General features: G+C 73.6%; 12 protein-coding genes and 1 tRNA gene. 4 read left to right on the top strand and 9 right to left on the bottom strand.

Translation table 11 applies throughout. The features are described from left to right. The first annotated feature begins 29 nt into the window (after positions 1-29). Together K5O09_RS06765 and K5O09_RS06760 are read left to right on the top strand one after the other, a co-directional pair. A tRNA-Ile gene (locus K5O09_RS06765) sits at positions 30-103 on the top strand. A gap of 264 nt (positions 104-367) precedes the next feature. Next, a complete protein-coding gene (locus K5O09_RS06760; protein WP_222172008.1) occupies positions 368-1,891 on the top strand; it encodes a peptide MFS transporter in 1,524 nt (507 codons plus the stop codon). A gap of 71 nt (positions 1,892-1,962) precedes the next feature. Here the strand turns inward: K5O09_RS06760 and K5O09_RS06755 are convergent, their stop codons facing one another. The 9 genes from K5O09_RS06755 to K5O09_RS06715 all read right to left on the bottom strand — a co-directional run bounded on the left by K5O09_RS06755 (position 1,963) and on the right by K5O09_RS06715 (position 11,802). Then, entirely contained in the window at positions 1,963-2,727 is a 765-nt protein-coding gene (locus tag K5O09_RS06755; protein ID WP_222172007.1) for an SDR family oxidoreductase, read from the bottom strand. A gap of 246 nt (positions 2,728-2,973) precedes the next feature. Further along, positions 2,974-4,290: an aspartate aminotransferase family protein gene (locus tag K5O09_RS06750; protein ID WP_222172006.1), complete on the bottom strand. Its 1,317-nt coding sequence runs from the start codon at positions 4,288-4,290 to the stop codon at positions 2,974-2,976. 292 nt (positions 4,291-4,582) lie between these two features. Continuing rightward, positions 4,583-5,749 carry an ABC transporter substrate-binding protein gene (locus K5O09_RS06745; RefSeq protein WP_222172005.1) on the bottom strand — a complete coding sequence of 389 codons (1,167 nt, stop codon included), beginning with the start codon at positions 5,747-5,749 and terminating at the stop codon, positions 4,583-4,585. Between the two features lie 116 nt (positions 5,750-5,865). Next, positions 5,866-6,636 carry an ABC transporter permease gene (locus K5O09_RS06740; RefSeq protein WP_222172004.1) on the bottom strand — a complete coding sequence of 257 codons (771 nt, stop codon included), beginning with the start codon at positions 6,634-6,636 and terminating at the stop codon, positions 5,866-5,868. After that, positions 6,633-7,487 (bottom strand): ABC transporter ATP-binding protein, encoded by an 855-nt coding sequence (locus tag K5O09_RS06735; RefSeq protein WP_222172003.1) that lies wholly within the window; start codon positions 7,485-7,487, stop codon positions 6,633-6,635. The genes K5O09_RS06740 and K5O09_RS06735 overlap by 4 nt, the downstream gene beginning before the upstream one ends. Further along, on the bottom strand, positions 7,484-8,431 hold the full coding sequence (locus K5O09_RS06730) for an ABC transporter permease (RefSeq protein WP_222172002.1): 948 nt from the start codon (positions 8,429-8,431) through the stop codon (positions 7,484-7,486). Before K5O09_RS06730 ends, K5O09_RS06735 begins: the two co-directional genes overlap by 4 nt. Further along, on the bottom strand, positions 8,428-9,459 hold the full coding sequence (locus tag K5O09_RS06725) for a TIGR03842 family LLM class F420-dependent oxidoreductase (RefSeq protein ID WP_222172001.1): 1,032 nt from the start codon (positions 9,457-9,459) through the stop codon (positions 8,428-8,430). Before K5O09_RS06725 ends, K5O09_RS06730 begins: the two co-directional genes overlap by 4 nt. A 29-nt stretch (positions 9,460-9,488) precedes the next feature. After that, positions 9,489-10,922: a dihydropyrimidinase gene (gene hydA, locus K5O09_RS06720; RefSeq protein ID WP_222172000.1), complete on the bottom strand. Its 1,434-nt coding sequence runs from the start codon at positions 10,920-10,922 to the stop codon at positions 9,489-9,491. A gap of 31 nt (positions 10,923-10,953) precedes the next feature. Then, positions 10,954-11,802 carry a nitrilase-related carbon-nitrogen hydrolase gene (locus tag K5O09_RS06715; protein ID WP_222171999.1) on the bottom strand — a complete coding sequence of 283 codons (849 nt, stop codon included), beginning with the start codon at positions 11,800-11,802 and terminating at the stop codon, positions 10,954-10,956. Between the two features lie 216 nt (positions 11,803-12,018). Between K5O09_RS06715 and K5O09_RS06710 the strand changes: the two genes are divergently transcribed. Continuing rightward, entirely contained in the window at positions 12,019-13,416 is a 1,398-nt protein-coding gene (locus tag K5O09_RS06710; RefSeq protein WP_222171998.1) for a PLP-dependent aminotransferase family protein, read from the top strand. A 473-nt stretch (positions 13,417-13,889) separates the two neighbouring features. Further along, positions 13,890-14,903 (top strand): putative F420-0 ABC transporter substrate-binding protein, encoded by a 1,014-nt coding sequence (locus K5O09_RS06705; RefSeq protein WP_222171997.1) that lies wholly within the window; start codon positions 13,890-13,892, stop codon positions 14,901-14,903. The last annotated feature ends 31 nt before the right edge of the window (positions 14,904-14,934 follow it).

Genomic DNA, 14,934 nt, shown 5'->3' with positions numbered 1-14,934 from the left:
TGAGCGGCCGGTACCCTGGCCGCCAACCGGGGCCAGTAGCTCAGCCGGTCAGAGCAGCGGACTCATAATCCGTCGGTCGTGGGTTCAAGCCCCACCTGGCCCACCCCCGGCTGCGTCCGGCCCACGCCCGGTCGCCTGCGCCCGCCTCGGCGCGGCCCCGCTGGCGCGCCCGTGACCTGCGTCACCGTCCGCGCGGCCGATCACCGCAGATGCCACGGACGGCTCCGCACCGGGGACCTTCGTCTTGCCGCCCCTCCCGACGTGGCCACATCCTGGACGGCGGGTCCCGCCGGAGCGGCGCGAGCCCCGGGGCCAGGGGTCGCGGGACCTGCGCCCGTCCGGCACGACGAGTGCAGGAGACGACACCATGACCACCCCCTCGACCCCGCAGGGGCGCGCGGCCGGCGAGCTGGCGGGCGACCGCGCGTTCTTCGGCCACCCGCGCGGGCTGATGACGCTGTTCACCACGGAGCTGTGGGAGCGGTTCAGCTACTACGGGATGCGCGCCATCCTGCTGTACTACCTGACGGACGCGGTCGCGGACGGCGGCCTCGGCATCGGTGAGCGCACCGGCCTGGCCCTCGTGTCGATCTACGGCACCAGCGTCTACCTGCTGTCGGTCATCGGCGGCTGGCTGGCGGACCGCCTGATCGGTTCACGCCGCGCCACGCTGATCGGCGGGATCGTCATCGCTGCGGGCCACGTCTCGCTGGCGCTGCCCGCGGCGACGATGTCGTACCTCGGCATCGCCCTCGTCGCGCTCGGGACGGGGCTGCTGAAGCCGAACGTGTCGAGCATGGTCGGCGACCTGTACGCCCGCGACGACGACCGCCGCGACTCCGCGTTCTCGATCTTCTACATGGGCATCAACATCGGGTCGTTCAGCGCACCGTTCCTGGTCGGGGCGGCGCGGGCGTGGGGCGGCTACCACGCCGGGTTCCTCGTCGCCGCGGTGGGCATGGCGATCGCGCTGGTGTTCTTCGTCGCGGGCGGCAGGTACCTGGGCCGTGCGGGAGGCAGCGCGCCGAACCCGGTCCGCCCGGAGGAGCACGCGAAGCTGCTGCGCGGACTCGGCGTCATCGTGCTGGCGGTCGTCGCCGTGGCCGCGGTCGCGGCGCTGGTGTCCGGCGGGTTCAACCTGGACACGTTCATCGACACGATGTCGTACCTGGCGTTCCTCGCGCCGGTCGCCTACTTCGTCGCCATGTACCGGTCACCGAAGGTGACGGACGCCGAGCGGCCCCGCGTCGTGGCCTACATCCCGCTGTTCGTCGCGGCGATGCTGTTCTGGATGATCTTCGAGCAGGCGGCCACGACGCTCGCGGCGTTCGCGCAGAACCGCACCGAGCTGTCGTTCTTCGGCTTCACGATCAGCCCCGAGTTCTTCCAGTCGGTCAACCCGCTGTCGATCATCCTGCTCGCGCCGGTGTTCGCGTGGATCTGGACGAAGACGCACGACCGGCCCCCCACCGCCACGAAGTTCGCGATGGGCCTGGGGCTGGCGGCGGTGTCGTTCCTCGTGATGTCCGCGGCGTCGGCGGTCATCGGCGACGGCAAGGCACCCGCGTGGGTGCTGGTGCTCGTCTACGTCGTCCAGACGCTCGGCGAGCTGTGCCTGTCGCCCGTCGGCCTGGCCGCCACCACGCTGCTCGCGCCGCGGGCGTTCCGCACGCAGGCCATGGCGGTGTGGTTCCTCGCGCCCGCCGCGGGGCAGGCGATCACCGCCCAGCTCATCAAGGCCACCGAGGGCACGTCCGACACGGCGTACTTCGGCGGGATCGGCGGCGTCGCCCTCGTGTTCGCCCTCCTGCTGCTCGCGCTGTCCCCGTGGGTGACGCGGCACATCCGGCGGGCGGACGAGCTCGAGCGTGCCGGGGCGCCGGGGGCGTGACCCGGACGGGCGGTCCGGCGGGTGGCTGACTCCCGCCGGGCCGCCCTGTCGGCGCCCGGGCTCGCGCGCGCTCAGGCGTCGCGGGCGATCTGCGTGTTGCTGACCTGCGCGCGCGGCCGGACCACGAGCGTGTCGATGTTGACGTGGTGCGGCCGCGTGAGGGCGAACGCGATCACGTCGGCGACGTCCTCCGCGAGCAGCGGCTGGTAGCCCTCGTACACCTTCGCGGCGCGCGAGGCGTCGCCGGCGAACCGCACGAGCGAGAACTCCTCGGTCGCGACGTTGCCCGGGGCGATGTCGATGACGCGCACCGGCTCGCCGATGAGCTCCAGGCGCAGCGTCGTCGTGAGCATCCGCTCAGCGTGCTTGACGCCGGTGTAGCCCGCACCGCCCTCGTACGGGGCGATCGCGGCGGTCGACGTCACGACGAGCACGTCGCCGCGTCCGCTGGCCTTCAGCGCCGGGAGCAGCGCCTTCGTCACCCGGAGCGTGCCGAGCACGTTGAGGTCGTACATCCGGCGCCAGCCCTCGACGTCGGCGTCCGCCACCCGGTCCAGGCCGAGCGCGCCGCCGGCGTTGTTCACCAGCGACGTGAGGCCGCCGGTCGCCTCGACGTGCGCGACGAGCCGGGCGACGTCCTCGTCGGAGGTGAGGTCCGCGGGGAACGCCTCCGCGCCCGTCTCCTCCGCGAGGGCGGCGAGCCGGTCGGCACGGCGCGCCACGGCGACGACCTCCCAGCCCTCGGCGCGCAGCCGGCGGACGGTCGCGGCACCGATCCCGCTGGACGCGCCGGTGACGACGGCGCGGAGGGTGGTGCGGGCGGTGGTGCTGGACATGCGGCGGTTCCTTCCGTGGAGGCGACGACGACTGTACCGAGCCCCCTGCCCGCCCCGGGAGCCGCCGACCTGACGAGCCAGGCGCCGCCCCTCCCCCTCCCCCTTCCCCCGGCGAGGTCGGCAGTTGCAGGCGAGGTCGGCAGTCCCGGGTGCCGAACTCGCACCGGAGGTGCCGAACTCGCGGGCGGGGCGGGCGGGGCGGGGTGGGGCGGGGCGGGGTCGGGCGGGGCGGGGTGTGGGGTGGGGCTAGAGGGTGGCGTCCAGGGCGGTAAGGGCGGCGTCGTAGATCGCGAGGGCGCGGGCGACCTCGGTGTCCGTGACGACGCACGGCGGGACGACGTGGATGCGGTTGTCCTGGACGAACGGGAGCATGCCGCCGGCGAGCAGCGCGGACTTCACGGCGCCCATCGCCGCCGCGGGCACGGGCTCCCGGGTGGCGCGGTCGGTGACGAGCTCCAGGGCCCAGAACACGCCGGTCCCGCGGACCTCGCCGACGCAGGGATGCGCGTCCGCGAGCGCCCGCAGGCCGGGCCCGAGCACGTCCGCGCCGATGCGGGCGGCGTTCTCGACGATCTTCTCGTCCTCCATCGCCTCGATCGTCGCGACGACGGCGGCCATCGCGAGCGGGTGGCCGGAGTACGTGAGGCCCCCGGGGAAGACGCGGTCGTCGAAGACGGCGGCCACGGGGTCGGAGATCACCACGCCGCCGGCCGGCACGTAGCCGGAGTTGACCCCCTTCGCGAACGTGATGAGGTCCGGCACCACGTCGTGCTGCTCGAACGCGAACCACGAGCCGGTGCGGCCGAACCCCGCCATGACCTCGTCGAGGATCAGCAGGATGCCGTGCCGGTCCGCGATCTCCCGCACACCGGCGAGGTACCCGGGCGGTGGCACGAGCACGCCGCCGGTGCCGACGACCGTCTCGAGCAGGATCGCCGCGATCGACCCCGGGCCTTCCGACGCGACCACCCGCTCGAGGTGGTGCAGCGCGCGCTCGCACTCCTGCTCCGGGGTGCTCGCCCAGAAATCCGACCGGTACAGGTACGGCCCGAAGACGTGGACGTGACCGCGGGCGTACTCGTTGGGCACCCGCCGCCAGTCGCCGGTCGCGACGACGGCCGCGCCGGTGTTGCCGTGGTACGAGCGGTAGAACGACAGGATCTTGTCCCGCCCGGTGGCCTGCCGGGCCATGCGGATCGCGTTCTCGTTGGCGTCCGCGCCCGCGTTCGTGAAGAAGACCTTCGAGAAGCCCTCCGGTGCGTGCCGCAGGATCGCCTCCGCGGCCCGGCCGCGCGGCAGGACGGCGTGCGCCGGGGCGATCGTCGCGAGCCGGCCCGCCTGCTCGGCGATCGCAGCCGTCACGCGCGGGTGCTGGTGGCCGATGTTGGTGTTGACGAGCTGGCTGCTGAAGTCGAGCATCGTGCGGCCGTCGGCCAGGTGCACCTCGCACCCGGACGCCCCGTCCACCACGAGGGGCGACAGCGAGCCCTGCGCGGACCAGGAGTGGAACACATGCGCGCGGTCGAGCTCGAGCGCGAGCCGGCCGTCGGCGTCGAGAGTCATGGCTGCGGTGGCCTTTCGTGGGGTGCGTTCCGGTGAGCGGCGGCGAGAATCCAGGACACGCCGAGCGGAGAGCCCGGCGCCCGGCGTGTCCTGGATTCTCGGCGACGGGCTGGGTGCGGGTGCGTGTGCGGGTGGGTGCGGATGCGGTTGGGTGCGTGAGCGGGTGGGTGCGGGAGCGGGTGCGGCTGGGCGCGGGTGAGTGGGTGCGAGGGGCACGGGTGCGGGTGCGCGGAACACGGGCGCGAGCGGCCCCGGGCCGCGGACGCGGGGTCCGCGGCCCGGGGCGGGCCGGTCAGTTCCCGCCGGGCTGCAGCTCGACCTCGATGGGCTCGAAGTCCGCGCCCTCGACGTCGACGCCCTCGGCGGTGAGCTCGTCCAGCGCCTGCTGCACGTACTCGTTCGACCACGCGGTCTCCGGCGGGTCGGCCGTGATGATCGTCGCGCCCGTCTCGTTGGACGTCTGCTTGGCCATCTCGACGGTCGCGTCCCACGCGTCGGCGTCGATCATGCCGATGCCGCCCGACGTGGACGGCCAGATGAGCTCGTTGACCTCGTTCGTCATCCAGAGCTGGTGGCTGGTGCCGAGCGTCGAGCCGGCCGCGGTGACGATGTCGGCGGCCTCCTGGGCGTTGTCGCGGGCGAACACCCAGCCCTTGAGGGACGCCTTGATGAACTTCACCGTGGTCTCGGCGTAGTCCGGGTCGTCGGCGAGCCGGCCCGCGTCCGCCCAGATGGCGTCCTGGAGCATGGCGGTGCCCTCGTCGTTCCAGTCGATGACGGAGAAGTCCTCGGGCGTGTAGAGCTCGCCGGTCTCGGGGTTCTCGGTCTCGAGCAGCTGGGCGTACTCGTTGTACGTCATGGCCTGCGCGGCGTCGATGTCGCCCGCGAGGAACGCGTTCATGTCGAACGCCTGCTGGACGATCTCGAAGTCGGTGACCCCGGCCTTGTTCAGCCCGGCGAACAGCTCCCACTCGTTGCCGTAGCCCCAGGACCCGATCGTCTTGCCCTCGAGGTCGGCGACGGAGTCGATGCCGGCGTCGGCGAACGAGACCTGCAACGTCGCGGAGCGCTCGAAGATCTGCGCGACGTCGGTGATGTCAGCGCCCTGCTCGATGGAGCCGAGCACCTTCGGGACCCACGCGATGGCGTAGTCGACCTCCCCGTTGGCGAGCGCGTCCTGCGGGACGATGTCGCCGCCGCTCGGGATGATCTCGACGTCGAGGCCCTCGTCCTCGTAGTACCCCTGGTCCAGCGCGGCGTAGTAGCCGGAGAACTGGGCCTGAGTCAGCCACTGGAGCTGCAGCTTCACCGGCGTGAGCTCGCCGGACGCCGACGTCTCGTCGCCGCCGGACCCGGCCGTGTCGTCGTCGGACCCGCTCGAGCACGCGGTGAGCGCGAGCGCCGCCGCGAGCCCGAGCGCGCCGGCCCCTGCCCACGCGCGACTCCTGGAGTTCCTCATGTCATCCCCTTCCGTCCTGCCTCTGACCTGCGTGACTGGCCCTCCTGACGTCGTCGGCAGGAAGGGGTTGGCCGGCCCGCGGACCCCCGGCCGCGGGACGTGTGGTGGCGGGCGCCTCAGGTGGTGCGCGCCCCGCGGCTCCCCCGTCGCTCGACGGCGAGGGTGACCCCGTAGAACAGCAGCCCGACGACGACGCCGCCGAGCACGTACGCCCACGCGCGGGCGTAGTTGGACCCGGCGGCCGCGGTCGTGATGAACGACCCGATGCCGCTACGCGGGCCGCCGAAGTACTCGGCGACGATCGCGGAGATGACCGCGAGCGAGGACGCCATCCGCAGGCCGGTGAACACGAACGGCAGGGCCGTCGGGATCGTGACCGCCCGCACCGCCTGCCGCGGGGTGGCGGCGTAGGCCCGCATGAGGTCCCGGTGCACGGGCCGCACCTGGCGCAGTCCGCGCAGCGTCGTGACGAACACGGGCACCGCGACGGCGATCGCCACGACGATCTGCCGGCCGGTCTCCACCGACGCGCCGTACATCGTGTACAGCACCGGGGCGAGCGCGACGATCGGCACGACCGCGAGCGCCGCGACGACCGGGTTCAGCAGGGCGTCGACGGTGCGCACGGCCGACGCGAGCACGGCCGCCGCGATCGCGACGACCGCGCCGAGCACGAGGCCGACGAGCGCGTTGGTGCCGGTGACGAGCGCCGCGGACGCGATGGCCGGCAGGTACGTCGTGAGCTCCCCCGCGATGGCCGTCGGGCTGGGCAGCAGGAACGCCGGGACCTCCCCGACGACGACCACCGCCTGCCACGCCGCGAGCAGCGCGACGGCGAGCAGCACGGGCGCGGCGCGGTGCAGCGCGCGCGACCAGCCGCCGCTCACCGGGTCTCCACCCCGCGGCTCGGGACGGTGCCCGCGCCGCCGTGCAGGGCCTCGCGCACCGCTGTCACCGCCGCGAAGTACGCCTCGTCCTCGCGCAGGTCGTCCCCGCGCTCCCCCGACCGCCCGAGCCGCACGTCGACGATGCCCGCGATCCGCCCCGGGCGGGCGGACATCACCACGACCCGGTCGGACAGGAACACGGCCTCGGGGATCGAGTGGGTGACGAACACGACGGCCGCCCGCGTCTCGGCGCAGATCCGCACGAGCTCGGACTGCAGCCGCTCGCGGGTCATCTCGTCCAGCGCGCCGAACGGCTCGTCCATGAGCAGCAGGCTGGGCCGCTCGGCGAGCGCCCGGGCGATCGCGACGCGCTGCTGCATGCCGCCGGAGAGCTGGTCCGGGAAGTGGTCCGCGAAGTCGGCGAGGCCGACCAGCGCGAGCATCTCGTCCGCGCGCTCCCGCCGGGCCGCGCGCCCGACGCCGTGCAGCGACAGCGGCAGCTCGATGTTGGCCCGCACGGTCCGCCACGGCAGCATGCCCGCCTGCTGGAACGCGATGCCGTAGTCGTGCCCGAGCCGCGCCTGCTCCGCGGTCCGGCCGAACACGCTGATCGTGCCGCCGGTCGGCCGGTCGAGGTCCGCGACGAGGCGCAGCAGCGTCGACTTGCCGCAGCCGGACGGCCCGATGAGAGAGACGAACTCCCCCGCGCCCACGGTCAGGTCGACGTGCTCGAGCGCCACCACCGCGGCCCGGTCGCCGCCCGACGCGAACACCCGCGACACCCCGCTGACCTGCACCGCCGGCGCGGTCGTCGGCGCCGCACCCGGGGACGTCACCGCCGGGGCGGTCACGCGGCCACCTCCGCCCGGTGGAACCGGCCCAGGCCGGTGCCGAGCAGGGCGACCGCCCCGGAGGCGACCAGGCCGAGCAGCACGGCGCCGAAGATGGGCGCCCACGGCTTGGCGGGGTCGCTGCTGGCGAAGTTGGCGAACTCGAGGATCATGCGTCCGATACCTCCGGGCATCCCGGTCGAGACCTCCGCGACGACGACGCCGAGCACGGCGCTCGTGGCCGCCAGGCGGAGGGCGGGCAGCAGGTGCGGCACGCTCGCGGGCAGCCGCAGGCGCACGAGCTCCTGGGTCCACGAGGTGGCGTAGGCCGCGAACAGGTCGCGGTGCAGGGCGTCCGGGGAGGTCAGGCCGCGCAGCGCGCCGACCGCCACCGGGAAGAACGCCAGGTAGGAGGCGATGACCGCCACCGACATCCAGGGCTCCCAGGTGAACCCGAGCTCGAGCTTGGACCCCCAGCCCTTGACCAGCGGCGCGAGGGCGATGAGCGGGACGGTCTGGCTCAGCACGACCAGCGGCAGCACGGCCGACCGGGCGATGCGGAACCGCGCCATGAGCAGGGCGAGCAGCAGGCCGACGACGACCCCGATGACCCAGGACACGGCCGCGATCCGCAGGCTCGTGCCCCCGGCGCGGAGCACCGCCAGCCACAGCGGGTCGGCTCCCGGCTGGGCGGTGAGCGGCTCGCCCAGGCGGGCGAGCATGTCGGTGACGTGCGGCATCGCGAGGTCCGTGGTGCGCGGCAGCACCAGGCGCTCCCCGATGCTCCAGCCGGTGTCCGGGACCACGGCCTTGACCAGCTCCCAGACCGCGGCGAGGAGCACGAGCGCCACGAGGCCGAGGGCGACCGGCCGCAGCGCGCGCACGGGACGCGGCCACGCCCGCCGGGCGCGGGGCGCCGGTGCGGCCGCCGCGGTCACCACCGCCGCGTCGACGCCGGCCGTCATGCCGTCGCCACCACGTGCTCGGCCATCGCCGGGATGACGCGCTCGCCGTACATCCGCAGCGTCTCGTCCTTGTTGTCGTGCTGCAGGTACCCCGCGAACTGCGTGACGCCGAGCTCGCGCAGCGCCTGCAGCTTCTCGACGTGCTCGCGCGGGCTGCCGAGCAGGCAGAACCGCTCGACGATCTCGTCCGGGACGAACTGCGTGTGCGAGTTCCCCGCGCGGCCGTGCTCGTTGTAGTCGTAGCCCTGCCGGCCGGCGATGTAGTCGGTCAGCGCCTTCGGCACGGACGACCCCTGGCCGTACTTCGCCACGATGTCCGCGACGTGGTTGCCGACCATGCCCCCGAACCACCGGCACTGCTCGCGCATGTGCGCGCGGGCCGCCGGGGAGTCGCCGTCGCCGACGTACATGGGGGCCGCGACGCAGAACGTGATGGCGTCGGGGTCGCGCCCCGCCGCCTCCGCGGAGTCCCGCACGGTGCGGATCATCCACGCCGCGATGTCCGGGTCCGCGAGCTGCAGGATGAACCCGTCCCCGACCTCGCCGGTGAGCTTCAGCGCGAGCGGGCCGTACGCGGCCACCCACACCTCCAGCTCGGACCCCGTCGACCACGGGAACTGGACCGTGCGGCCGTTGTGCTCGACGGCGCGGGAGTTGGCGAGCTCCCGGATCACGTGGATGGACTCGCGCAGCGTCGCGAGGTTCGACGGCTTGCCGGCCAGCGTGCGGACCGCCGAGTCGCCGCGGCCGATCCCGCACACGGTGCGGTTGCCGTACATCTCGTTCAGCGTGGCGAACGACGACGCGAGCACCGTCCAGTCCCGGGTGGCCGGGTTCGTGACCATCGGGCCGACCTTGACCTTGCGGGTCGCGGCCAGGATCTGCGAGAACACCACGAACGGCTCCTGCCACAGCAGGTGCGAGTCGAAGGTCCACACGTAGTCGAACCCGTGCGTCTCCGCCTGGCGGGCCAGGTCCACCACGCGCGACGCGGGCGGGTCGTTCTGCATGACGACGCCGAACTCCATGCCGGGCCTCCTTCCTGCGGTGGGGACGGTCAGATGAGGTACTGCGACAGGCCGCGCTTGACGTACTGCCCGTGGCCCACGCGGCCCAGGAACGCGCCGCCGTCGACGACGACCTCGCCGCGGGACAGCACCGTGTCGACGTGGCCGTCGACCTCGAAGCCCTCCCAGGCGGAGTAGTCCATGGCCATGTGGTGGGTCTTCCCGACGCCGATGGAGGTGTGGCCGTCCGGGTCGTAGACCACGACGTCCGCGTCCGCGCCGGGTGCGAGGACGCCCTTGCGCCCGTACATGCCGAACATCCGCGCGGGCGTGGTGCAGCAGATCTCCACCCAGCGCTCCAGCGAGATCTCGCCGGTGACGACGCCCTGGTAGAGCAGGTCCATCCGGTGCTCGACGGAGCCGATGCCGTTGGGGATCTTCGAGAAGTCCCCGATCCCCATCTCCTTCTGGTCCTTCATGCAGAACGGGCAGTGGTCGGTCGACACGAGCTGCAGGTCGTTGGTCCGCAGGCTGTTCCACATCTGGTGCTGGTGGCCCTCGTGCTTCGAGCGCAGCGGCGTGGAGCACACCCACTTGGCGCCCTCGAAGTCGCCCCACTCCTTGCCCTGCGCCGCGAGGTGGTCCTCCAGCGACAGGTACAGGTACTGCGGGCAGGTCTCGCCGAACACGTTCTGGCCGCGGTCGCGCGCCTGGGCGATCTGCTCGGCCGCCTGCTTCGCCGACACGTGGACGACGTACAGCGGCGCGCCCGTCAGGTCGGCCAGCATGATCGCCCGGTGGGTGGCCTCCTCCTCGGCCTGCCACGGCCGGGACACCCCGTGGTAGTACGGCGTGGTCTCGCCGCGGGCCAGGTGCTGCTGCACGAGGGTGTCGATGACCGAGCCGTTCTCCGCGTGCATCATGATCATCGCGCCGTTGTCCGACGCCTTCTGCATGGCCCGCACGATCTGGCCGTCGTCCGACAGGAACACGCCCTTGTAGGCCATGAACAGCTTGAAGCTGGTCACGCCCTCGGCGATCAGCTCGTCCATCGCGTGCAGCGACGAGTCCTGGACGTCGGACAGGATCTGGTGGAACGCGTAGTCCACCGCGCAGCTCCCGGCCGCCTTGGCGTGCCACAGCGCGTACTGGTCGAGCGGGTTCTCGTGCGGGTACTGCACGACGAAGTCGACGATCGTGGTGGTGCCGCCCCAGGCCGCCGCCGTCGTGCCGGTGGCGAACGTGTCGGAGGCGAACGTGCCGCCGAACGGCATCTCCATGTGCGTGTGCGCGTCGATGCCGCCGGGGATCACGTACTTGCCGGTCGCGTCGATCACGCGGTCGACCGTCGCGGTCAGGTCGACGCCGAGCGCCGTCGAGCCGGGCTGCAGCAGCGCGACGATCGTCTCGCCGTCGATGAGCACGTCCGCGGCGCCGCGCCCCGTCGCGTTGACGACGGTGCCGCCGGTGATGAGGGTCTTCATGCGGGCTCCTCGCAGGTCCGGGCGCAGCGGGTCAGGGCGCGACGACGGGGCCGTAGGCGTCCGGCCGGCGGTCACGGAAGAACTGCCAGCGCTCGCGCGTCGTGCGGATCTGGTCCAGGTCGAGGTCGCGGATCAGCAGCTGGTTCTCCGACGTCGACCCGACCTCGCCGACGTAGTTGCCGTCCGGGCCGACCGCGTACGACGAGCCGTAGAAGTTGACCGCGTCGTCGCCGTACTCGTTGTCCTCGAGCCCGACGCGGTTGTTCGCGATGACGAAGTAGCCGTTGGCGATGGCCGCGGCCGGCTGCTCGACCTCCCACAGCTTGTTGGAGATGCCGGGGGCGGTGGCGTTCGGGTTGAACACGATCTCGGCGCCGTTCAGCGCGAGCACCCGCCAGCCCTCCGGGAAGTGCCGGTCGTAGCAGATGTTCACGCCGATCCTGCCGACCGCCGTCTCGAACACCGGGTACCCGAGGTTGCCGGGACGGAAGTAGAACTTCTCCCAGAACTTCGGCAGGTGCGGGATGTGGTGCTTGCGGTAGGTGCCCAGCAGCGTGCCGTCCGCGTCGATGACCGCAGCCGTGTTGTACAGGACGCCCGGCTGGTCCTCCTCGTAGATCGGCAGCACGATGACGATGCCGAGCTCCTTGGCCAGCGCGCTGAACCGCTCGGTGGTCGGGCCGGGGATCGTCTCGGCGTACTCGTAGTACCTCGTGTCCTGCGTGATCCCGAAGTACGGGCCGTAGAACAGCTCCTGGAACCCGATGACCTGGGCGCCCTCGGCCGCGGCCTTGCGCGTCCAGTCCTCGTGGAGCTGGATCATCGACTCCTTGTCGCCCGTCCAGGTGGCCTGGGTGAAGGCGACGCGCACGACTGCCATGTGAAACCTCCGCTGGATCGTCCGGAGCCGGGGGGCTGCCGCGTCTGCGCGCCGGCTGCTCGGCCCCGATGGGAATGTGACTGTGGGGGTTGAACATTTCCGCGGCGTTTCTGCCCGTTTCGGCGCCGAGAACGCGTATGACGGGGCGGTAAACACTGCGCCGCGGGCCCCGTCACCGGTGCGCTGGGCGCCCGCGCGGGGGGCACGATGACCGCCATGGACGTGGCCCAGCACGTGGAGGACCGCAGTCCCCGGGGGATCGCCGCCGCCGTCTCGCGGCTGGTGCGCAGCGGCGAGCTGCGCCCCGGCGACCGCCTGCCCACGGTCCGGCGGCTCGCGGCGGACCTCGGGGTCAGCCCCGCGACGGTGTCCGGCGCGTGGCAGGCGCTCGCCGCCGTCGGGCTGGTGACGTCGCGCGGGCGGGCGGGCACGGTCGTGCTCCCGGAGCCGGCCGCGTGGCTGCCGCCGCGGTACCGCGACATGGCCGCCGGAGGGCGCGGCCCGGCCGACCCCACCGCGTCGGCGGCCGCGCGCCCGGCGGTGCGGCTCGACCTGTCGACCGGCACGCCCGACCCGGACCTGCTGCCCCCGCTGGAGCGGGCGCTCGGGCGGGTCGCCGCCGCCACCCCCGCCGCCGGCACGGGCACCTACCTGGGCGCCCCCGTGGTCGAGCCGCTCGAACGCCTGGTGCGCGCCTCGTGGCCGTTCACACCGCAGCGCGTCACGGTCGTGGACGGCGCGGTCGACGCGATGAGCCGCACGCTCGAGCAGCTCGCCGGGTTCGGGGACCGCGTCATCGTGGAGGACCCGTCGTTCCCGCCGGTCTTCGACCTGTGCGACCAGCTCGGCCTGGAGCGCGTCCCCGTCCCGCTCGACCGGCACGGCCTGCGTCCCGACGCCCTGGAGGCCGCGCTGCGCACCGGCGCCGAGGTCGTCGTCCTGCAGCCGCGGGCGCACAACCCGACCGGCGTCTCCATGACCTCGACGCGCGCCCGGGAGCTCGCGGCCGTCATCCGCCGGCACCTCGCCGCCACGCCGGGCGCCGACGTGCACGTGATCGAGGACGACCACTCCGGGGAGATCGCGTCGTCCGCGGACGTGTCGCTCGGCACGTCGCTGCCCGACCGGGTCGTGCACGTGCGGTCGTACTCCAAGTCGCACGGCCCGGACCTGCGGATCGCGGCCGTCGGCGGACCCGCGGGCGTGCTCGACCGGGTCGTCGCGCGCCGGATGCTCGGCCCCGGCTGGACCAGCCGGCTGCTGCAGCGGCTGCTCGCGGACCTGCTCGTCGACGGCGAGGCGCTCGCGGCGGTCGCCCAGGCCCGGCGGATCTACTACGCGCGGCAGCGGGCGCTCACGACGGCGCTCGCCGGCCACGGCCTGGAGGTGCAGCCCGGCGACGGGATCAACCTCTGGGTGCCCGTCGCCGACGAGGCCACCGCGCTGGTCCGGCTGGAGGCCGCCGGGATCAAGGTCGCGCGCGGCCGGCCGTTCCGGGCGGTACCCCCGCCGGACGGACCCGGGCATGTGCGGGTCACGGTCGGCGCCCTGGCGGGCGGGCCGGACGTGGTCGCCCGCGCGGCCCGAGCCCTCGCGCTGGCCGCGGCCCCCTGACCCGCCCGCCCGCCCGTCCGCCCACGCCTCCGCCCATCGAGATTGCGATAGATGCGGGGTTCGACGGCCCGAACCGCGCATCTACTGCAACTTCGACGACGGTCAGGGCCCGGGACGGGTCGGGCTGGGCAGGACGCGCGCCTGGGCGGGACGGGCGGGACGCGGGGGCTGAGCAGGACGGGGCCGGGTGGGGCGCGCGGGTGGAGCGGGCGTAGGGTGGGCCCCGGACCAGGCCGGACGTTGGCCTGGATGTCGCCGCCCGCGCATGGGCGGCGCAGCCACCGGGCGCGACGTGCACCCTCCCCCGACCCGCCGCGGCGGACCCCCGGTCCCGCGCGGGCCGTCCAGCGTCCACCGTCGGACCGCGGCACCCCGCCGTCCGGCCCGCGAGCGCCGGCGCCGGCCGCCGCGGGCCGCACCGCGACGTCGCCGCGGGCCGACCGCGCGACGTCACCGCACCCCCAGGAGCCCCTGTGCGCAGCACCCGCCGTCTCGTCCTCGCCGTCCCCGCGGCCGCCCTGGCCCTGGCCCTCGCGGCGTGCGCCGGCAACCCGGCCGAACCGGGCGTGTCCCCCGGCGGCCCGTCCTCCTCGTCGTCGACCGGCGCCGCCTTCACCCCCGTCACGCTCGACAACTGCGGCACCGAGGTCACCGTCGACACCCCGCCGGAGCGCGTCGTCGCCATCAAGTCCACGTCGATCGAGACGATGCTGGCGCTCGGGCTGCAGGACCGCCTGGTCGGCACCGCGTTCGCCGACGGCCCCGTCCCCGACGAGTGGGCGGACGCCTACGACGCCGTCCCGGTGCTCTCCGACAAGGTCCCCGGCCAGGAGGCGCTGCTGGAGGTGCAGCCCGACTTCGTCTACGCGGGCTGGGAGTCGAACTTCTCCGACGACGGCGCCGGCGAGCGCTCCGCCCTGCAGGGCCTCGGCATCGGCACCTACGTGTCGCCCGCCGCCTGCAAGGAGCAGGGCTACATGCCGGACCCGCTGACGTTCGACGGGCTGTTCGACGAGCAGCGGGAGATCGCCTCGGTGTTCGGCGTGACGGACCGCGCGGAGGACCTCATCGCCCAGGAGCAGGAGCTGCTCGACTCCGTCACGCCCCCGGCGGAGGAGACGACGGCGCTCTGGTACTCCTCGGGCACCGACACCCCGTACGTCGGGGCGGGCATCGGCGCCCCGCAGATGATGCTGGACGCGGCGGGGCTGACGAACATCTTCGCGGACGTCCACGACACCTGGACGTCGGCCGGCTGGGAGCAGGTCGTCGCCGCCGACCCAGACGTCATCGTGCTGGTCGACGCGACGTGGAACACCGCCGCGTCGAAGATCGAGCTGCTGGAGTCCAACCCGGCGACCTCCCAGCTGACCGCCGTCCGGGAGCACCGCTACCTGACGCTGCCGTTCCCCGCGGCGGAGGCGGGCGTGCGCAACGCCCAGGCCGTCGTGAGCCTGTCCGAGCAGCTCGCGGACCTGGAGGGCTGACCCGGCCGTGACCGTCGACCGCCGCCCGGCA

It is taken from the genome of Cellulomonas sp. C5510, assembly GCF_019797765.1.
Classification (GTDB): domain Bacteria; phylum Actinomycetota; class Actinomycetes; order Actinomycetales; family Cellulomonadaceae; genus Cellulomonas.
The sequence above is the reverse complement of the archived record's forward strand: the minus strand, read 5'-3'. Positions and strand labels throughout refer to the sequence as shown.

Coding starts and splice junctions, on each gene's coding strand:
- K5O09_RS06745 (WP_222172005.1), bottom strand. CDS start 5,749: ATGAGGAACTCCAGGAGTCGCGCGTGGGCAGGGGCCGGCGCGCTCGGG.
- K5O09_RS06710 (WP_222171998.1), top strand. CDS start 12,019: ATGGACGTGGCCCAGCACGTGGAGGACCGCAGTCCCCGGGGGATCGCC.
- K5O09_RS06730 (WP_222172002.1), bottom strand. CDS start 8,431: ATGACGGCCGGCGTCGACGCGGCGGTGGTGACCGCGGCGGCCGCACCG.
- K5O09_RS06750 (WP_222172006.1), bottom strand. CDS start 4,290: ATGACTCTCGACGCCGACGGCCGGCTCGCGCTCGAGCTCGACCGCGCG.
- K5O09_RS06755 (WP_222172007.1), bottom strand. CDS start 2,727: ATGTCCAGCACCACCGCCCGCACCACCCTCCGCGCCGTCGTCACCGGC.
- K5O09_RS06715 (WP_222171999.1), bottom strand. CDS start 11,802: ATGGCAGTCGTGCGCGTCGCCTTCACCCAGGCCACCTGGACGGGCGAC.
- K5O09_RS06725 (WP_222172001.1), bottom strand. CDS start 9,459: ATGGAGTTCGGCGTCGTCATGCAGAACGACCCGCCCGCGTCGCGCGTG.
- hydA (WP_222172000.1), bottom strand. CDS start 10,922: ATGAAGACCCTCATCACCGGCGGCACCGTCGTCAACGCGACGGGGCGC.
- K5O09_RS06760 (WP_222172008.1), top strand. CDS start 368: ATGACCACCCCCTCGACCCCGCAGGGGCGCGCGGCCGGCGAGCTGGCG.